The organism is Vibrio casei (genome assembly GCF_002218025.2).
In the GTDB taxonomy this organism is placed as follows: Bacteria; Pseudomonadota; Gammaproteobacteria; order Enterobacterales; family Vibrionaceae; genus Vibrio; species Vibrio casei.
The window spans coordinates 24,137-41,963 of the sequence record NZ_AP018680.1 but is presented as its reverse complement, the minus strand read 5'-3'; the positions used below and the strand labels follow the sequence as shown (position 1 = coordinate 41,963).

21 protein-coding genes are annotated in these 17,827 nt (G+C 39.7%); 7 read left to right on the top strand and 14 right to left on the bottom strand.

Going from position 1 to position 17,827, the window contains the following annotated elements; translation table 11 throughout:
* Positions 1 to 48: 48 nt before the first annotated feature.
* The 5 genes from glpE to ftsY all read right to left on the bottom strand — a co-directional run bounded on the left by glpE (position 49) and on the right by ftsY (position 4,965).
* A complete protein-coding gene (gene glpE, locus VCASEI_RS00225; RefSeq protein WP_089110374.1) occupies positions 49 to 372 on the bottom strand; it encodes a thiosulfate sulfurtransferase GlpE in 324 nt (107 codons plus the stop codon).
* Between the two features lie 482 nt (positions 373 to 854).
* Positions 855 to 1,709 carry an RNA polymerase sigma factor RpoH gene (gene rpoH, locus VCASEI_RS00220; RefSeq protein ID WP_086959019.1) on the bottom strand — a complete coding sequence of 285 codons (855 nt, stop codon included), beginning with the start codon at positions 1,707 to 1,709 and terminating at the stop codon, positions 855 to 857.
* A gap of 273 nt (positions 1,710 to 1,982) precedes the next feature.
* Positions 1,983 to 2,954, bottom strand: coding sequence for a permease-like cell division protein FtsX (gene ftsX, locus VCASEI_RS00215; RefSeq protein ID WP_086959021.1), 972 nt, complete (start codon positions 2,952 to 2,954; stop codon positions 1,983 to 1,985).
* Positions 2,944 to 3,618, bottom strand: a complete 675-nt coding sequence (gene ftsE / locus VCASEI_RS00210; RefSeq protein ID WP_086959023.1) for a cell division ATP-binding protein FtsE — start codon at positions 3,616 to 3,618, stop codon at positions 2,944 to 2,946. Before ftsE ends, ftsX begins: the two co-directional genes overlap by 11 nt.
* A gap of 72 nt (positions 3,619 to 3,690) precedes the next feature.
* Positions 3,691 to 4,965, bottom strand: coding sequence for a signal recognition particle-docking protein FtsY (gene ftsY, locus VCASEI_RS00205; RefSeq protein WP_086959025.1), 1,275 nt, complete (start codon positions 4,963 to 4,965; stop codon positions 3,691 to 3,693).
* A gap of 203 nt (positions 4,966 to 5,168) precedes the next feature.
* Here ftsY and rsmD point away from each other — a divergent pair, with 203 nt between their 5' ends.
* Together rsmD and VCASEI_RS00195 are read left to right on the top strand one after the other, a co-directional pair.
* Positions 5,169 to 5,768: a 16S rRNA (guanine(966)-N(2))-methyltransferase RsmD gene (gene rsmD, locus VCASEI_RS00200; protein WP_086959027.1), complete on the top strand. Its 600-nt coding sequence runs from the start codon at positions 5,169 to 5,171 to the stop codon at positions 5,766 to 5,768.
* A 15-nt stretch (positions 5,769 to 5,783) separates the two neighbouring features.
* A complete protein-coding gene (locus VCASEI_RS00195; protein WP_086959030.1) occupies positions 5,784 to 6,056 on the top strand; it encodes a DUF1145 domain-containing protein in 273 nt (90 codons plus the stop codon).
* 23 nt (positions 6,057 to 6,079) lie between these two features.
* Here the strand turns inward: VCASEI_RS00195 and VCASEI_RS00190 are convergent, their stop codons facing one another.
* Both VCASEI_RS00190 and VCASEI_RS00185 read right to left on the bottom strand, forming a co-directional pair.
* On the bottom strand, positions 6,080 to 6,742 hold the full coding sequence (locus VCASEI_RS00190) for a lysoplasmalogenase family protein (protein ID WP_086959032.1): 663 nt from the start codon (positions 6,740 to 6,742) through the stop codon (positions 6,080 to 6,082).
* A gap of 821 nt (positions 6,743 to 7,563) precedes the next feature.
* Entirely contained in the window at positions 7,564 to 7,929 is a 366-nt protein-coding gene (locus VCASEI_RS00185; RefSeq protein ID WP_086959183.1) for a DUF4145 domain-containing protein, read from the bottom strand.
* Positions 7,930 to 8,104: 175 nt separating this feature from the next.
* Between VCASEI_RS00185 and VCASEI_RS00180 the strand changes: the two genes are divergently transcribed.
* Positions 8,105 to 8,437: a DUF2500 domain-containing protein gene (locus tag VCASEI_RS00180; RefSeq protein WP_086959034.1), complete on the top strand. Its 333-nt coding sequence runs from the start codon at positions 8,105 to 8,107 to the stop codon at positions 8,435 to 8,437.
* On the opposite strand, the gene VCASEI_RS00175 is transcribed toward VCASEI_RS00180, so the two are convergent.
* Positions 8,434 to 9,447, bottom strand: a complete 1,014-nt coding sequence (locus tag VCASEI_RS00175; protein WP_089110373.1) for an acyltransferase — start codon at positions 9,445 to 9,447, stop codon at positions 8,434 to 8,436. The genes VCASEI_RS00180 and VCASEI_RS00175 overlap by 4 nt on opposite strands.
* 219 nt (positions 9,448 to 9,666) lie before the next feature.
* Between VCASEI_RS00175 and VCASEI_RS00170 the strand changes: the two genes are divergently transcribed.
* Both VCASEI_RS00170 and VCASEI_RS00165 read left to right on the top strand, forming a co-directional pair.
* Entirely contained in the window at positions 9,667 to 10,680 is a 1,014-nt protein-coding gene (locus tag VCASEI_RS00170) for an alpha/beta fold hydrolase (RefSeq protein WP_089110372.1), read from the top strand.
* A gap of 118 nt (positions 10,681 to 10,798) precedes the next feature.
* A complete protein-coding gene (locus VCASEI_RS00165) occupies positions 10,799 to 11,635 on the top strand; it encodes a Cof-type HAD-IIB family hydrolase (protein ID WP_089110371.1) in 837 nt (278 codons plus the stop codon).
* A 79-nt stretch (positions 11,636 to 11,714) separates the two neighbouring features.
* Here the strand turns inward: VCASEI_RS00165 and VCASEI_RS00160 are convergent, their stop codons facing one another.
* On the bottom strand, positions 11,715 to 12,167 hold the full coding sequence (locus VCASEI_RS00160; RefSeq protein ID WP_089110370.1) for an EVE domain-containing protein: 453 nt from the start codon (positions 12,165 to 12,167) through the stop codon (positions 11,715 to 11,717).
* A 130-nt stretch (positions 12,168 to 12,297) separates the two neighbouring features.
* On the opposite strand from VCASEI_RS00160, the gene VCASEI_RS00155 reads away from it, so the two are divergent.
* Positions 12,298 to 13,338, top strand: coding sequence for a hypothetical protein (locus VCASEI_RS00155; RefSeq protein WP_086959043.1), 1,041 nt, complete (start codon positions 12,298 to 12,300; stop codon positions 13,336 to 13,338).
* A gap of 34 nt (positions 13,339 to 13,372) precedes the next feature.
* Positions 13,373 to 13,996 (top strand): tRNA-uridine aminocarboxypropyltransferase, encoded by a 624-nt coding sequence (locus VCASEI_RS00150; protein ID WP_089110369.1) that lies wholly within the window; start codon positions 13,373 to 13,375, stop codon positions 13,994 to 13,996.
* A 172-nt stretch (positions 13,997 to 14,168) separates the two neighbouring features.
* Here VCASEI_RS00150 and VCASEI_RS00145 read toward each other — a convergent pair whose 3' ends face one another.
* The 5 genes from VCASEI_RS00145 to dapF form a co-directional block, all read right to left on the bottom strand.
* Positions 14,169 to 14,474, bottom strand: coding sequence for an NIPSNAP family protein (locus VCASEI_RS00145; protein ID WP_086959047.1), 306 nt, complete (start codon positions 14,472 to 14,474; stop codon positions 14,169 to 14,171).
* Positions 14,475 to 14,501: 27 nt separating this feature from the next.
* A complete protein-coding gene (gene yigB, locus VCASEI_RS00140) occupies positions 14,502 to 15,236 on the bottom strand; it encodes a 5-amino-6-(5-phospho-D-ribitylamino)uracil phosphatase YigB (RefSeq protein ID WP_089110382.1) in 735 nt (244 codons plus the stop codon).
* 28 nt (positions 15,237 to 15,264) lie between these two features.
* Positions 15,265 to 16,197, bottom strand: a complete 933-nt coding sequence (gene xerC, locus VCASEI_RS00135) for a tyrosine recombinase XerC (protein ID WP_086959049.1) — start codon at positions 16,195 to 16,197, stop codon at positions 15,265 to 15,267.
* On the bottom strand, positions 16,187 to 16,906 hold the full coding sequence (locus VCASEI_RS00130; RefSeq protein ID WP_086959051.1) for a DUF484 family protein: 720 nt from the start codon (positions 16,904 to 16,906) through the stop codon (positions 16,187 to 16,189). The genes xerC and VCASEI_RS00130 overlap by 11 nt, the downstream gene beginning before the upstream one ends.
* A gap of 68 nt (positions 16,907 to 16,974) precedes the next feature.
* Positions 16,975 to 17,805 carry a diaminopimelate epimerase gene (gene dapF / locus VCASEI_RS00125; protein WP_086959052.1) on the bottom strand — a complete coding sequence of 277 codons (831 nt, stop codon included), beginning with the start codon at positions 17,803 to 17,805 and terminating at the stop codon, positions 16,975 to 16,977.
* Positions 17,806 to 17,827 lie beyond the last annotated feature (22 nt).

Genomic DNA, 17,827 nt, shown 5'->3' with positions numbered 1-17,827 from the left:
TACCTACCTAGATTTTCTTACTTTCAATCTACTTTTAAGCGAATAACTTTACGCCATTTTTACCATAGGTAAACCACTTCGTTGCCACGCTTCAAAGCCACCATCCACACTATACACTTCTTCATAGCCTTGGTTTACCAAATATTGAGCGGCACCTTGGCTGCTGATCCCGTGATAGCACATAACCAAAACCGGTTGATCAAATTCCACTTCATTCATTAAATCAACGATGGTGTCGTTGGTTAAATGTTTGGCGTGTTCAGCATGTGCTACGGCAAAAGATTGAGGATCACGAATATCCAATAATACTGCCGGCCTCATCGTTAACATCTCTTGCGCTTGAGCGACATTAATATGTTGAAATTGATCCATCTTGTTTCCTTTACTTGATATTCAAACATTAAAAACCGGCCGCTCCAATTTAACAATTTAAACTCAAGTAAGCCGGAGAAATCATGCCCAGTATAACGTATCCCACAATAAACAAAGACAGATATAAATTAAGGTCAAAATAACTGTCCATATTTTAACCATTTGTGGATAAAGCTGTGAATTACGTTGATAAAGTGTTTTTCTAAATTTGGATCCACAACATGTAGTGATGATCCTGATCTAAATGTGTGTAACTGGTTTTTTATCCCCATCGATCAACAGCGCTCTACACTATATATAGTGTGTCCAATGGACGATAGACACATGGTTTCTCCACACATTTACCCACAGATTTCGATCGTGACATTAATAACATTGATCATAAGATATGATCTCATAAAAAAAGCCAAGATCAGGCGATCTTGGCTTTTCAAATTTAATACGATTCTACTGCCACATTTTAGTGACTCACCGCCTGAATATTAAAACTCACCAACCGCAAGTTTCAACTTTTTCATTGCATTCTTTTCAAGTTGGCGAATACGCTCTGCAGACACATTATAAGTTTCCGCTAACTCTTGTAGCGTTGATTTTTGATCATCCAACCAACGAGAACGAACAATATGCTGACTACGTTCATCTAACGTCGCTAAAGCATGGCCTAAACGATTGTTAGTATGCGATTCCCAGTTATCGGCTTCAACACTTTCTGCGATGTCCGATTGCTTATCTTCAAGATAAAGCACTGGCGCCGTATAAGATGAGATTGAATCATCATCTTCTGAAGGCATCTCGAATGTCGCATCTTGAGCCGCTAAACGAGATTCCATTTCACGGACTTCTGTCGTGGAAACCCCAAGCTCTTTTGCAACCGTTTCAACTTCACCGTTATTAAACCAACCTAAACGCTTTTTCGATTTACGTAAATTAAAGAATAATTTACGTTGCGCCTTAGTGGTCGCAATTTTCACAATACGCCAATTACGTAGCACGTATTCATGAATTTCAGCTTTAATCCAGTGAACAGCAAAAGAGACAAGACGAACGCCCACTTCAGGGTTAAAGCGTTTCACAGCCTTCATTAAGCCGATGTTCCCTTCCTGGATTAGGTCTGCAAGAGGCAGACCATAACCTGAGTAACCACGAGCCACATGAACCACAAAGCGTAGGTGTGACAAAATCAAGCCTTTTGCAGCTTCGATTTCACCGTTGTAATGTAATCGCTCTGCTAAGTCACGCTCTTCTTCAACAGTCAGCATTGGATAACTGTTTGCTGTGCGAATGTAGCTGTCTAAACTATCTGCGGTGACAAAAGCCATTGGATATGCGTTTGACATTCAATTCCTCACTTGACTCTAGTTGAACTCTTTTAAAACATATTGCTGTATTTCAACCCACCTATTCTGGACTTAAATAAGCCTATCTTCAAGGGGGTAACTATTATTCATAGCAAATTCACAGAATGCAAGAGATTGCCTACATCTTATTTAATACGAACTAGAAACAAATTAAATATATGATTAATTCCTAGATTTAAAAGACTTAAACGTATGTCGAACTATTTATCAAAGCCTATAATTTCCGGTATTCGGTTATTAGAGGCCTAAAATTTAAACAGGTTCAATTTCTTTTAAATGTTTTCTTGCTGATAAATTGGCCGCGATCCAACCTAATGTAGAACCAAGCATCAATAATAAAATACTTTCATCCCAACCTAAACTGGTTAAGCTAAAGTGGCTATCATAAAGATTGGCGAGGTTATCCACAGCACCACTGACTAATAATGTGATCATCATTGTCATTAACCAAGCAATAACCGCTCCTAGAAAACCTAACCATAAACCGGTATACAAATAAGGTCGAAGAATAAAACGATCGGTGGCACCAATCAGCTTCATTACTTGAATCTCTTCTTTATGGGCCAGTACATTAAAACGTAACGTATTACCCACAATTAAAAAGACCGACACCAACATCAATACCGCAAACGAACACGACACTATGTACGCAAGATGTTTAATGGCATCTAAACGTGCAAACCAATCTTCATCCATCCGCACATCAGTGACATCACTTTGTGCTTGAAGTTTCTTAGATAAAGCTTTCGCGATATCAGTTTGTTGGAATTCCGTCTTAGGAAGAACAATAAGCACAGGAGGTAAAGCGGTATCACTTAATAATGACATCGCTTTTTCTAAACCGGCAAACTGACTTAAATCATCTAAGCCTTGTTGTGATGAAATATATTGCACCGATTGAACTTCTGACCAACTTTCTAGCTGATCTTTCAATACCATTAAGCGAGCTTCTGGGGTGCCTTCTTTTAAATAGACACTCATCTGTGAAGCGGTGTTCATATCTTGAGCCACTGTCGCTATATTCTTCCCCGCCGTATAAAAAGTGGCAGGTAGTGCAAGCGACATAGCGACCACAGCTAATGTCAAAATGGTGCCAAGCGGGCGCTGCATTAAATTATTAAATGCAATTTTGGCCTGTTTAATATGAGAACGGATAAATCCTTCAGAGGCTGGCCGTGCGGGTGCGTTAGATTTTTTAACCGCGTTAACTTTCTTATTGGCCATAACGCTCAACCTCACTTAAAAAACCTTGGTTTAATTCAAATCGACGATATTGAGGACGGCTATTCACCAATTCCAAGTCATGGGTCGCTAAAATAATCGAAACACCAGCACGATTAAATTCTTCGAGTAAATGTAATACCTGATGAGATAAATCATAATCAAGGTTACCAGTAGGCTCATCAGCCAATAATAGGCGAGGGCGATTCACCACTGCTCTAGCAATGCCGACACGTTGTTGTTCACCACCGGATAATTGACGAGGCAAACACGGCGCTTTATCTAACATGCCAATCTTATCTAAAGCGGCAGAAACACGGCGTTTGATTTCATTTTCCGAAGCGCCTTCAATCCGCATAGGCAATGCCACATTATCGAAAACAGTGCGATCCATCAATAATTTATGATCTTGAAAAATGATGCCAATGTTGCGACGTAAAAAGGGAATATCACCGCTTTTTATTCGGCTAATATCATGATCATTAAAAAGTATTTTTCCATCACTTGGGCGTTCTATCGCGCAAATAAGTTTTAATAAGGTACTTTTACCGGCACCAGAATGGCCACCAAGAAATGCCATTTCACCACGACGCAAATGAAAATCGACCTTTTGCAGAGCCTGATGACCACCACGATATACTTTGCTGACTTGTTGAAAGTTGATCATTTTTTTTCCTTAAACACCAGCTTCAAATATCGGCCTGAATTAACAGTTTTCATTCCAAGACCTGATATACGTTTATTCTTCTCTACTAAATAGCGCTTCAATGAAATCTTGAGCTTCAAACGGGCGCAAATCATCAATCCCTTCACCGACACCAATATAACGAATTGGAATTTTAAATTGGTCGGCTAAGGCAAAAATGACGCCACCTTTTGCGGTGCCATCCAGCTTAGTTAAATTAATGCCCGTTACGGGTGCAACATCGCTGAATAATTTTGCTTGGCTTATTGCGTTTTGCCCTGTGCCTGCATCTAACGTTAGCATCACTTCATGTGGTGCAGAATCGTCAATTTTTTTCATAACACGGACAATTTTACGCAACTCTTCCATTAAATGACTCTTATTTTGCAAACGGCCTGCCGTATCTGCAATCACTACATCAACCCCACGAGCACGCGCGGCTTCAATCGCATCATAAATTACCGATGCACTATCTGCGCCAGTATGTTGAGCAATAACTGGCACATCATTACGCTGCCCCCAAACTTGAAGTTGCTCAACCGCGGCAGCGCGAAACGTATCTCCCGCGGCTAAAATGACCGACTTACCTTGGGATTGAAATTGCTTAGCCAATTTACCAATGGTGGTCGTTTTGCCTACACCATTCACACCCACCATTAAAATAACGTATGGAGTTTTGCTGGCATCAATCTCTAATGGCCGCTCAACATCCGATAAAATATCGGCCATTTCTTGCTTTAATAAACCATATAAAGCTTCACCATCTTGCAAATCTTGACGAGACGCTTTTTCGGTCAAACTATCTATAATTTTAACCGTAGTATTCATTCCCACGTCAGCAATAAGTAATTGTTCTTCTAGTTCTTCAAATAGTTCATCATCAATTTTTTTGTCTTTGAATAACCCAAAAAAACCCGCGCCAATGTTTTGTTTCGTGCGCTGTAAACTACGCTTTAAACGAGCAAAAAAGCTTTCGGTCGGTTTCGTTTGTTCTTGAATTCGATCGTTTTCTAAAGCTTGAACTTGTTGAAGCTCAATCGGTTGTTCGAGATCACCGTCGAGTACTTGATCTGCTAGATCTTCATTTCCCGCCACTTCAACCGACATTTCTAACCGTTCAGAGTCATCAGCCACATCAACTTCAGTAGCCAATTCCTTTGATTCTACAATCGCCTCTGGCTCAACGGTTTCGCTATCCGTAACACGTTCACTCGACTCATCAAATTCAAGAGACCGTTGCGCTTCCGCTTGATTGTCAACCGATGATTTGTTTTCTTCATCAGCAAAACCAAGCCATGAGAGTAAACCGCGTTTCTTTTTAGCTGTCATGGAAAATCCTAGCATTCACTTTGAATTAAAGTGACTAAATTAATGATATTAATATTGGTATTACAATCCTGCCGCATATCGTTGACCATAATATCAAATCAATGCCAATCAGAAAAACGACAAAACTCTGAACACACACTCAGAGGCTTGATATACTATCACTTTATCTGTGGTCTAAAAAATCTATCTGCGGTTTATTCTCTATGCAAAGACGTAAAGCGACAAACACATCAAACAGTAAGCCAACTACTGGCTTTGTTCGGATCATCAGTGGTTTATGGCGAGGACGAAAGCTTCCCGTGCATGATGCTCAAGGGCTGAGACCCACCACGGATAGAGTAAAAGAAACGTTATTCAATTGGTTAGCAGCCGATATTCCTCATGCACGTTGTTTGGATCTTTTTACTGGCTCAGGTGGGTTAGGGTTTGAAGCGGCATCACGTCAAGCTGAATTAGTAACGATGATAGAAATCAATAAACAAGCATACCAACAATTAGTAAAAAATACTCAACAGTTAAAAGCAAGTAATATTGAATTAATTCAACAGGATGCTCTATTATTTTTGCAAAAAACAGGAACACCTTATGATGTGGTGTTTATCGATCCGCCTTTTCGGCAAGGGTTATTAGAAGACACCATTACGCTACTGGAAAACAATAGCTGGTTAGCACCTCATGCTCAAATATACATAGAAACAGAAAAAGAATTAGTCTTGCCAAGACTCCCCGAGCATTGGTTATTACACCGAGAAAAAACCGCAGGCCAAGTCAGCTATCGCCTTTATCAAACCCACCATGAATAACAGCAGGTCATTCACATGAAAAAGATCATTAATATTATTGCCAAGTTATTTATGTTGGTAGTTTGGGGAGTCTTTATCCTTAATTTTATCCGACCTTTTCCTGGTTTTACTCATGTCGCGCTCAATGTCATGGCGATATTTATGATCTTCATGCATGGATTACAAAGTTTACTGTTTTCAGGTAATGCATTAGGCAAAGAAGTCACACTGACTAAATGGGAAAAGCTTTCCATCTTCCTATTTGGAACCTTTGCTTTAATAGATATTAAAAATAAATACTTAAAGTAACAAAATTAGCTAGCACTACATGATTATCTCAATATTAATGGCGCTAAAATCAAAGCATGTGCTCCAAAATAACTCAGAGTGATCCACTCCTTGGAAAATCGAAAAGGTTGCTTAAAGTGATGAATAGCCCACATTAATACGGAAATAGACAATAAAAGAGTTCCAAAGAAACCACTAAAATCGAGCATTAATCGATGATAGCGCCATACCTCCCCAGCAGCCCACGACAATTGCCATAACATAACCGCAACGATTGCTGATTGAACGGCAAATCGATCAAGTAAAGGTAGTAATAGAAAAAACACCACAACAATCAAAGCAAACAGAAACACGGGCACCGCCCATGTTAACGCTTGAACTTCCATCCAAAATGCCAAGCTATAACCAAAGCAAGCAATAGAAAAGCACATAAACTGCCACTTTTTATATATAGAGATTTGTCGCGTATCGGATTCTCTTTTATATCGAGAAGAGTAAGTTTCAAGCGCATCACATGCAATAAAAAACACCAAGGCAAAGCCTACCCATAAATGTGAAGAGCTCAAAAGACTTGGGACATAAAAAATAAACAATAGAAAACAAACAAACATAAGCAGTTTAATGAAAAAGAATAACTGCGTGTTTTTTTTACCTAAAACGCTAAGTATCGCGAGCATAAAAACGCCCATTACAAGCCAATACCACATGCACTTCCCCTTTCAATTTATCAAGTTAGTTTAGAGAGACCTTTGTTTAAGGTAAAGATGAAAATAACCGCAGCATTCGTTTTTTCTTTCTCAAGTACAAACTCATAATATGAAAACAAACAAAAAAAACACAAAACCCTCACTTGAGGCGTCAAGCATTCAAAAAAACAAGTTTACCTGCTCAAAAAACAAACATAAAAAATAACCACTTAAATAACAATAATTTAAATAACAATTAACTGTACTAATAACCACCACACAGGTCTAAAAAATAATTGATAACTTATTATCAACCCTACTCACTATTCTTAATGAGATACAATCTCAATTTCTGTCATATTTCAGTCAAAAAATACAATAAAAAGGCAATAAATTAATAAAACCAAACACAGGTGACCAACCATAGTAAAACCATAACTAAAATTAAAAAGTAAAATAAAGATATAAAAAAAATAAATAAATCTGTTAAATTTCAATAATTTGACATAGGTACATTCAAACAAATAAATGAAATCAATGATTCCATTATTATAATAGACAATGTTAATAGATCTATTAACCATAAAATATTGACATTAAACTTACATTTTCAAGCCATTTTTAAATAGATCTAGATCAACTGCTTTTTTTTTGTTATATTAGCTGCATATTCAATCAACCAGAAGGAAGTTTTCTCATGACTACATCTCAAAGACAAGGATTGGTATTAATTGCAGTAATGGTTGGTTTGATGACTCTACCAATGATTTCTTAATTGAATACCAAACAAAAAAAGGACGCATAGGCGTCCTTTTTGTTTATTATCAATACATTATATTAATTTATAGATATTTCATAACGACATCCCAATGGATGGTATAAAACAATAATGCCCCTATCGTCATTAAAATAACCAAAAAAATAGCCACTCCCCAAATAAATTTACCACTTCTTGGTGTCAGCTCTTTTTCACATTCGATACAAAGTTGAATAAAAGCTTCTTTGTCTTTCAATTGATAATCATCATCATCTAATAATTGCTGCCTAATACTAGAAATATAATGAATTTTTTGAACAACATCGTGAGGTAAACGACTTGCACAGCTTTCTGTTAACTCTAGTAAACCTTGCCCTGTCGCATGATATTGTTCCCTTAATAAACGCTCCAAACGGCGAGTATGGGAAACTACTTTTTCAATGTCTGACACCACTCCCCCTCATCATCCAATCATAATGGATAGATTTCGTTTACTATAATCCACACTACAACAAGATAACTTAAAGAAAACTAGCGATTCCTCGAGAAAAAACCAACTTGATCACGGTTGATTCTCTTAGACGAGCTAATATCATCAAATAAATTAACTACTTAGAATTCGTTTTATGCCAATAACCTTATTAATATGTATATTGTTACTCATTGCCTTAGCCGCTTGGATGTATATAAGTTTCCATAAAAAACATAACTTAGGAGAAGATGCTCCCGAAAAAAAAGTCAATGTCATCGTATTAGAAAAGCAAAGCATCAATATTCCTAACGCCGCCATCGGTGACGATGACCAAGAATATTGGATTTATGTACAAAAGTTACCTTTAGGCCCAAAACGTGAGTTTAAAGTAGGCATTCATTACTTTAGTGCACTCAACACTGGGGATAAAGGTGTTCTTACTTATAAAGGTCATCGTTTTATGCATTTTGCCTTAAAACGAGATTAAGGCAAAAGCCACCGAGTTTTAGAGGAACGAGCAATTAACCAACTTAAACCTAATGCACCAGCTCCACTTAATACTATCCACAATGGAATAACCCAAGCAGAATGTCCTTGATACCAACCATAATTTTTCATTGGCCATAAAAAGATTGGGTGAAGAATATAAATACCTAAACTGTAAGTACTAATAAATCCAACTACTTTACGCACTTTGCCAGACAGCCTTTCTCCGTAAAAACGACAGACCATGAACAACATACTGGCCGCTAATACAGTATTTAACGTCTTATACGATAACCAACGCCCTACCGTATATTCATTCACACCCAAACTTCCACCGATTACCATTCCGACCGTCGTCAACAAAGCCAAAATGCCCATTAAAGCGAAAATAACCACAAAAGAAGAGGTTAACGGTACCTTTTGGTAACAGACATATCCCAATAACAAGTAACCACTATAAAGAAAATATTGATTACTCCACGGGCCATCAATACCGAACAGAAATAAAGTGGTGCATAACAACCACAATACCACCGTCACATACAACGTTGTATCATCGATCTTACGAACAAATATTTGATAAAATGGAATCAATAAATACAGTGGGATAAAATAATAAAAGAAACCAAGATGGTAATACGTTTCATGATGAAGGCTATCACTTAACACTTGTTGACTAACTGATGAATCAAAACCGGTAGATGTCCAACCGGATAAATAGGCATAAAACAACGACCATACAACAAAAGGTATGAAGACCTTGCCCAAGCGACGTTGAACATAATATTTAAAATTAAAAGATCGAGCATCACTTAGAAGCAAAGCCCCTGAAATCATAATAAAAACAGGAACCGCCCAACGTGACACGCTATTCACACTCACCGCGGTCGCCCAGTTTGAAAATGAAATCACGCCAAGTTCGTTACGATAAGGAGCAAGCACATGAATGGCGATAACCGCTACCGCCGCTACACATCGAAGTAAATCAAAGAAAAATACGCGTTGATTCATAAAAAGCCACTTTATTAGTGTTATACCGATAATTAATAACAATAAAGCAACCGCACCAATCTGGCTATAAGCTGACCAAAACTTAACGAAGTACTTAAGTGAAAAATAGCTTCATTATTTTAAATGACCATAATGAAATACGGAGATAAGGGCTGTGGTTCAAGGCAAAAAATGGCATAGTAACAGCAGTAGCAACGGTGTTATTGATTGGAAAGCCACATGAAGCAAACTACCTCAGAGCAACCCCGATGGAATAGTGAAGAAAATTTAATTGAATTTTCAGAGCAAACATTAGCGCCATTTTGGCAAACCAGAAACGATGGGTTCATTGAAGGTCAACAAGGAAAAAAACTCTATTGGGTTTCCTTTACCAAACCAGAACATACCAAAGCGATCGTGGTCGTTAATGGGCGTATTGAAAGCGTGAATAAATACCAAGAAGTTTTTTGGGATTTATTTCAACAGGGCTACGATATTTATTCTTATGACCACCGAGGTCAAGGGCTATCTGAACGTTGTTGTGCCGACAAACAAATGGGCCATGTGGAGTTTTTTGATTTTTATATCAAAGATTTGCATCACATTCTTAATCACTTTCAATTAAACCACTATCAACAAAAATTCTTTCTTGCCCATTCCATGGGGGGGGCAATTACCACACGCTACCTGCAAACACATCAACAACATGGCTTTGATGGTGTAACATTAAGCGCGCCAATGATAGGCATTCAAATGCAATGGTATTTACGCCCATTTTCGAGTCCACTTAGCAAATGGATGTCAACACGAAGTACCATGCCTGTTTATGCACCAGGGCAAACGCCTTACCATGCTAAACCCTTTGAAACGAATAATTTAACCAGCAGCGTTTTACGTTACCAATGGTTTAGAAGCTTATATGAGCAAATCCCTGATATACAATTAGGTGGGCCGAGCAGCCATTGGGTTCATCAATCCTTGTTAGCCGCAAAACAATGCAATCAACAAGCACAGCAGATCAATGTGCCTTTATTGCTGATACAAGCCAGTGAAGATAGCGTTGTGGATAATGCAGCCCAGCGTCGATTTATCAATAAGCTTAATAAAAAACAGCCTCCACTTGGAAAATTGGCTGTTATTGAAGGTGCAAAACATGAACTACTATGTGAAGCTGATTGTTTTCGTAACCAAGTGCTCGATCAAACTGTCGACTTTTTTAACTCGATGACTGAAAGACATTCAAAACCTGTGTAAGCAAGGTATAACAATCGAAAAGAGGAAACTTGAAACAGCAAGCTTTACCCTCTTTTTCCCATTGAGTTTACCGTACAATAATCGGGCATTTATTTTTAAGATTAATAAAAGAGGCAACATGGCGAACCCTATTTCTTTAGAATCATCTTTAAACCATAATTTTCATATCGTTGCCTCCGATCTTGACGGCACTTTGCTCTTACCTGATCACACCCTTGGTGAGTTTACCAAGCAAACGCTACAAAAATTGCACCAAAAAGGGATGACGTTTATTTTTGCCACAGGCCGCCACCACGTTGACGTCGAAAGCTTTCGCGCTAGCGCTGGCATTCCCGCTTACATGATCACCTCAAATGGTGCCCGGGTTCACTCGCCTGATAATGAATTACTCTATAGCAAAAACCTGCCTGAAGATGTGATTCAGCCGATTGTCGATATCATCAAACAAGATCCAGACCACCGCATTCATATCTATCGCAGCAATGATTGGCTGACGGATAAAGAAGATCTAAAACTCAGCAAGCATCACCAAGAGTCTGGCTTTAATTATTCATTATTCGATACTGATAACGCGCCAACTGAAGACATTGCTAAGTTGTTCTTTACTCATACCGATCATGATCATTTAGCCGCTTATGAACAGCAGCTAAAAGAACAGTTTGGCGACCGCATCAGCATTGCCTTCTCAACGCCTTGGTGTTTAGAAATGATGGCACCTAATGTCTCAAAAGGTGAAGCATTGCAAGCTGTTGCCCAAAAGTTAGGTAAAGAACTGGAACATTGCATATCGTTTGGTGATGGCATGAACGATGTTGAAATGCTCGCAGCCGCGCATAAAGGCTTAATCATGGGCACCGCTCACGACAAAGTGATGAAAGCGCTACCAAACAATGACATTATTGGTAGCAGCATCGACGAAGCCGTGGCGCACTACCTAGAAGATCACTTGTTATAATACCTAGTTCAACAAGTAACTGAATCAAAAATGGCAGCTCAATTAAGCTGCCATTTTTATCTACCCATCGGGTATAACTCTATTCTTTATCTAAAATCGTCTGCCATTCAAATTCAGTCACGGGCATGATCGATAAACGATTTCCTCTTTTCACCAAAGGCATATTTTCCAATTCAGGCATGGCTTTCATTTCCGCCAAACTAATAATGCGGCTGGTTTTACGAACAAATTCAATATCCACCATTACCCATCGTGGGTTGCTCGGATCAGACTTAATATCAAAATAAGGGCTTTCTGGATCAAATTGAAAATGATCGGGATAGGCTTCCTTGACCACTTTTGCGATGCCCGCCACTCCGATTTTTTTGCAAGAAGAATGGTAGATCAAAACCTCATCACCTACTTTCACTTCATCACGCAACATATTACGGGCTTGATAATTGCGGACTCCCTCCCAACACGCGACATTTTGCACTCGCAAAGTATCAATCGAAAAAGTGTCGGGTTCAGTTTTAAATAACCAATATGCCATAATGAACCTTCTGTTTTGCTGTCAGTCTACTAAATAACCTGAAATTACCCAGAAATTACTTGGTTATATAAAGAAATAACCATCGTTAAATAAATTATTTGGTTGCGTACAATTAAGGAATAAAAATACCATGAAGGCTTATACAATCCCATTGAGTTTTTCTGCACTATTGTTACTAAGTGCATGTTCCAGTCAACCGGATGAACCGCAACTACTGGCACAAAGTGAGCCGATTGAAATGGCCAGCAGCGAAGCTCAGTCTTCTGCACACAACGATATTTCAGAGCAAGATTTCATATTAGCGAGTCAGCAACAAGCCAAAGACAAGGTAGCCGAGCAATTCGTGGGAACTTATCAAAGCCAACCAACTGCCGGTTTAACGACCAGATTAGTGCTGAATGCCGACCACACCGCGACTACCCATTATGATTATCAAAATGGTGATAAAAGCCTAGTTGAAACGGGTTATTGGCAACAACAAGATCAGCTAGTGCATGTGTTAATGACTCAACATGAAAATACTCAAATGAAAGCGCTGCGTGTGTTTACCGTTGATGGTTTTCAACTTAAAGCCCAAAAAGAAATCATCAATGGTGGCGAATATAACTTAGGTACTGATGGCTTAACGCTACAAAAAATGAAAGTCGAAACGACTATGGTCGAAGCAGGACAAAAAAGCACCCAAGGCCCGGTTGATGCACTGACAGTTACGAGCATTAAAGGCAGCAATCAATACGATGCCAAAGTCGATGCTACCTTGCGCAGGTACTTTAAAGACCACCGTACCGAGCCAGAAAACAACCATTATCGCTGGCTCACTTACGATATTAACAACGACCAACAACCTGAATTATTTATCTTAACTGACTGGTGTGGCTCCGGCGGTTGCACCATCTTAATGTTTGAAAACCATAATAATGAATGGCGCTTTAACAGTCGAATCACGCAAGTACGCACACCTATTCAAGTTAGCAATTATCATCACTTTGGTTGGCGTGATTTAATCATTCCAGTGAGTGGCGGTGGGGCCAAAGCCGAAGAACATATTATGGAATATACGGGGGTAAGCTACCCAGTCAATGCATCCACGGCACCAGTCAGTGATAAAAAGGGCAATGTAACCCTATTCTCCGATAACATCAGTGCAGCGCAGCAAGGAATAAAAATGTAAACTGCTCCGGTGTTTACCTATTAGCAGAGCCAATATGCCAACATCACAATCAACTCAGACCGCAGCTTGCCCAAGTTGCGGCCTAAATTATCAATGTATTTGTGCTCACCGTCCTATGCTTGATAGCACTACACAGATTGCTCTACTGACGCATCCAAATGAAACCCGACGCGTCACCAACACCGGAAAACTTCTCACCCATAGCTTACCTAATTGCCAAGTGCATATTTGGGATCGCGTTAACCCACCCGTTGAACTAGTAAAGCAAATTGCCGAACAACCAAGTTATTTATTGTTTCCAAGTGAAGAGGCAATTGAAGTGAGCGTGTTACAGGCTTCGATAAATACCAATGAGAGCCAAAGCTCGCCATTATTTATTATCTTGGATGGCACCTGGCAAGAAGCCAAGAAAATGCTCAATAAAAACCCGTGGCTACAAACCTTGCCAAAAGTAGTATTGTCGAGTGAACAAACATCGAACTACCGCCTACGACGTAATCAAGAAGTAGGAAATCTATGTACTTGTGAGGTTGGAATATCGCTGTTGCAGCAACTAGAACCACAAAATGACTTTTCATCACTACAACAGTATTTTGAATTATTTTTAAAGGTGTATGAGGCGGATAGGCAGCATCGAGTTCTCACTGCTCGTGACTAAACGCCAGGCTTATCATAGCTTTACTTCAGCCACTCATCACAAACGCAACGTCATTCCTTCCGAGTCTAGGCGAGAGCAGGAATCTACCAACCACCATCTAAACAGTACAGAAAAGCGGAATTTCTAATAGTGCCTTGGTCACTTCAAGGATGACAATGAAATATAAACCAACTTACTTAAATACAGGCCTAAAAAAACTACGCTCATAACTAATAATACAATCGACTTGCTCGGCAAACTTAACCGCTTGAATGCATTGTGCATCTTGTAATGATTTTATACGGTAATCTTCATAAGCCGATAAACTCGGAAAAGTAAATAAAGCTAGAGCGATATTATTCGCACCTTCCGAGGGCAAGAAATAGCCATTATGTTGTCCGCCAAATTTCTCAACTAAAGGAATCCACATCTTGGCGTACTCTTCAAACTCATTAACCTTTTTAGGGTCAATGACATAATGAACGTAACAAGTAATCATATTAATTAAACTCCTTCACAAGATAACTTAGGTATTCAGCTCATCACCTAAAAAACACAACAAATCCTCAATCGAAGTAATCTCCACATCCGGCAGCACTCGTCCATAATCTTCATGTTTGAGCGATTTTTGATAATCATTAATCCAACAAGCTTGCATACCGACGTATTTCGCCCCTGCCACATCGGAAATCAGGTTATCACCCACATGTAAGACATTTTCAGCAAGTAAACCAAGGTGCGCTAGAGCGGTTTCGAACATTTGACTATGTGGTTTTGCCCAACCATCTGGGCCGGCGTTGAGCACCAAATCAAAATACTCACCAAGGCCAATTTTATCGGGATTGACGTTGCCGTTGGTAATCGCGATCAACGGCATCTGCTGTTTCAGTTTGGCCATCACTTGATGAGTAAGATCCGGTACTTCAATCTGGTGACGCCAAATCAGCACTTGATCCATAGCAGATTTAGCAGCTTGAGACGCTTTGGGATCATCGTAACCCAAATGCATTAATCCCTGACGAATTTGCTGAAAGCGCCATTCAGACACATCACTTTGTAGAAAAGGAGTTTGCTTGGCGAGATCAAATTTTAACGAGCGCCATTGGGTATTATCCATCTGTTGACTGACCGGATGATGGACATGCATCCAATCTGCCATTTTTTGCTCTAGTCCCATAATCACTGGATGGTTATCGTATAAGGTATCATCAAGATCGAAGGTCATTGCTTTAATGGTGGGGATATTGCGATAGAAACGCACAGACATAACCACTCCTTATTGATGGAATTTAATCGTCGGATTTTTTCTTTTTTCGAGCTCTTGGGTGAGCACTATCGTACACGTCCGCCAAATGTTGAAAGTCCAAATTGGTGTAAATTTGAGTGGTCGAGATATTTTCATGCCCGAGTAATTCTTGCACAGCTCTTAAATTACCGCTCGATTCCAGCATGTGGGTGGCAAATGAATGGCGTAATTTATGCGGGCTAATGTGGCTAGAAACCCCCTGTTTAATCCCCCATTCTTCCATGCGTTTTTGCACGTTGCGGTGAGAAATACGGGTACCACGTTTGGACACAAATAACGCTGGTTCACCTTCACTGGCGAGGCTAGGGCGTACTTTCAACCAGCAAACCAACCACTCTTTCGCCTGGCCTGAAAAAGGTGCTTTACGCTCTTTATTACCTTTACCGATAACACGAATTTCACCTTGGCTAAACTGCACGTGATTTATATCAATCCCAACCAATTCAGCTAAACGTAATCCAGCTCCATACATTAATTCCATCATAGAGCGATCGCGAATAGAGAGCGGATCGTTGTCATTCACATCAAGTAACTGACCGACGTCATCAATATCTAAATTTTTTGGTAATGGCCGTTTTTTCTTAGGCGCTGATACCCCTTTGGCAGGGTTGGCTTCTAAGATATCGATTGAGATTAAATAATCAAAGAAACTGCGCAATGAGGATAAACGTGTTGCAATGCTGCTGGCTTTTAAGCCTTCGCGCATGCCTTTACTCGCGAGTTGTCTCACCCAACCAGCATCCACTTGTTGCCAGTCTTTAATACCAAGCACAATGAGCTGCTGAGTCATGATGGAAAGTTGGCGTTGATAGTTTGACTGTGTGTGAGCGCTTAACCCTTTTTCATGATTCAAATAATCATAAAAACGCTGTAATGGCCCCGCCAAGGCATCCGGTACATTCACATTAGGATTCATTGGCACAGTTTAAGGTTTTTACTGGTTGATTAATCATTTCTTGATCAAAATTCGCGACCAAAAAAGCCACCAATGACGATAAATGACGTAAGAATAAAGTATCCATCTCAGGTTGAAAGTGCCCACCTTCTTGGCTGGAAAAGGCTAATAAACCCAATGAAGAAGATTGGTGATGCAGCGGCAAAACCACATAAGACCCTAATTCTGCAAGCTCATCTTTGGCAAAGCGATCGCCGCCAAAAAGAGCATGACGATCATGACGATTCAACCGACCAAGGTAAGCATCTTTGCCATTCAGGTGATTAGTTAAAAAACGCTTGTAGGTTTCTGAAGATAAGTGCCACGAGTTATCAACCTGATTCAGCAACAATAAATGTGCTTTCAACCCCATTTTTTGAGTATGTTCTGTCATCAGTTCATTGAGTTGGAACAATGAATCACAAGCAAGCAGTTGCTGCTGCATGTCCATCAATTGATGAAAAGTACGGTCATTTTTTGCCGCTAACGACATGAGTTGCGTAATGTCCTCTTCCAGTTCTTCAATGCGCTGACGCTGACGGCGCATTTGTATTTCAACCAAGGATACCGCACCTTGTTGTTGGTGCGAAAAAGACAAACGCTCTACCAGTTCAGGACGTTCCTGGAAAAAATCACGATTATCTTTTAAATACTCGGCCACGGTTTCGGCGGTTAAATGATCCGGCTGCATTACTCACTCAATTTGTCATTTTATCTATTATAATTTCTGCACCTTGGCTCTATTACACCTTGGTAGCATTAACACGTAATTTGTCCATCATAAACATGAGCAACAGGCCCTGTCATATATAATGGTTTTCCTTCGCCTTGCCAGTAAATCTTCAAGATACCTCCTGGCAATTGCACAGTTACATCAGAATCCAATAAGCCTTGGTCAATACCGACAGCAACCGCGCCACAAGCGCCACTTCCGCACGCTTGAGTCTCTCCTGCGCCACGTTCGTATACTCGTAGTTTCACGTTATTACGATCAATAACCTGCATGAAACCCGCATTAACACGCTCTGGAAAACGTTCATGTGATTCAAGTAATGGGCCAACAGTATCAACATCAAAAGTGTCCACATTATCTACAATGGTCACAACATGAGGATTCCCCATACTGACCGCACCGCAAAATAAAGTATGTTCACCCGCTCGAAGAATATAGGTTTTTTCAGCTTGCTTAGCTTTAAATGGAATTTTACTTGGCTCAAAGATCGGCTGTCCCATGTTGACGGTCACAGTATCTAAGCTTTCCACTTTTAAAACCATGCGACCTTTTTTGGTACTGACATTAATACTGTATTTATTGGTTAAACCCTTCATACGGACAAAACGAGCAAAACAGCGCGCGCCGTTACCACATTGTTCCACTTCACTGCCATCGGCATTAAAAATACGGTAATGAAAGTCCGTTTCTGGATCATAGGGCGCTTCTACAACCAATAATTGATCAAAGCCCACGCCCGTATGACGATCGGCTAAGCGACGGATCAATTCCGGTGAAAAGAAGATGTTTTGAGTAATGCAATCGACCACCATAAAGTCGTTACCCAAACCGTGCATTTTAGAAAAATGGAAATGCATATCGCCTCATTTATTCAAATAA

Excerpts from the sequence above, each read along its gene's own strand:
- glpE (WP_089110374.1), bottom strand. The coding sequence starts at position 372 with ATGGATCAATTTCAACATATTAATGTCGCTCAAGCGCAAGAGATGTTA.
- rpoH (WP_086959019.1), bottom strand. The coding sequence starts at position 1,709 with ATGTCAAACGCATATCCAATGGCTTTTGTCACCGCAGATAGTTTAGAC.
- ftsX (WP_086959021.1), bottom strand. The coding sequence starts at position 2,954 with ATGGCCAATAAGAAAGTTAACGCGGTTAAAAAATCTAACGCACCCGCA.
- ftsE (WP_086959023.1), bottom strand. The coding sequence starts at position 3,618 with ATGATCAACTTTCAACAAGTCAGCAAAGTATATCGTGGTGGTCATCAG.
- ftsY (WP_086959025.1), bottom strand. The coding sequence starts at position 4,965 with ATGACAGCTAAAAAGAAACGCGGTTTACTCTCATGGCTTGGTTTTGCT.
- rsmD (WP_086959027.1), top strand. The coding sequence starts at position 5,169 with ATGCAAAGACGTAAAGCGACAAACACATCAAACAGTAAGCCAACTACT.
- VCASEI_RS00195 (WP_086959030.1), top strand. The coding sequence starts at position 5,784 with ATGAAAAAGATCATTAATATTATTGCCAAGTTATTTATGTTGGTAGTT.
- VCASEI_RS00190 (WP_086959032.1), bottom strand. The coding sequence starts at position 6,742 with ATGTGGTATTGGCTTGTAATGGGCGTTTTTATGCTCGCGATACTTAGC.
- VCASEI_RS00180 (WP_086959034.1), top strand. The coding sequence starts at position 8,105 with ATGCCAATAACCTTATTAATATGTATATTGTTACTCATTGCCTTAGCC.
- VCASEI_RS00175 (WP_089110373.1), bottom strand. The coding sequence starts at position 9,447 with ATGAATCAACGCGTATTTTTCTTTGATTTACTTCGATGTGTAGCGGCG.
- VCASEI_RS00170 (WP_089110372.1), top strand. The coding sequence starts at position 9,667 with ATGAAGCAAACTACCTCAGAGCAACCCCGATGGAATAGTGAAGAAAAT.
- VCASEI_RS00165 (WP_089110371.1), top strand. The coding sequence starts at position 10,799 with ATGGCGAACCCTATTTCTTTAGAATCATCTTTAAACCATAATTTTCAT.
- VCASEI_RS00160 (WP_089110370.1), bottom strand. The coding sequence starts at position 12,167 with ATGGCATATTGGTTATTTAAAACTGAACCCGACACTTTTTCGATTGAT.
- VCASEI_RS00155 (WP_086959043.1), top strand. The coding sequence starts at position 12,298 with ATGAAGGCTTATACAATCCCATTGAGTTTTTCTGCACTATTGTTACTA.
- VCASEI_RS00150 (WP_089110369.1), top strand. The coding sequence starts at position 13,373 with ATGCCAACATCACAATCAACTCAGACCGCAGCTTGCCCAAGTTGCGGC.
- VCASEI_RS00145 (WP_086959047.1), bottom strand. The coding sequence starts at position 14,474 with ATGATTACTTGTTACGTTCATTATGTCATTGACCCTAAAAAGGTTAAT.
- xerC (WP_086959049.1), bottom strand. The coding sequence starts at position 16,197 with ATGAATCCTAATGTGAATGTACCGGATGCCTTGGCGGGGCCATTACAG.
- VCASEI_RS00130 (WP_086959051.1), bottom strand. The coding sequence starts at position 16,906 with ATGCAGCCGGATCATTTAACCGCCGAAACCGTGGCCGAGTATTTAAAA.
- dapF (WP_086959052.1), bottom strand. The coding sequence starts at position 17,805 with ATGCATTTCCATTTTTCTAAAATGCACGGTTTGGGTAACGACTTTATG.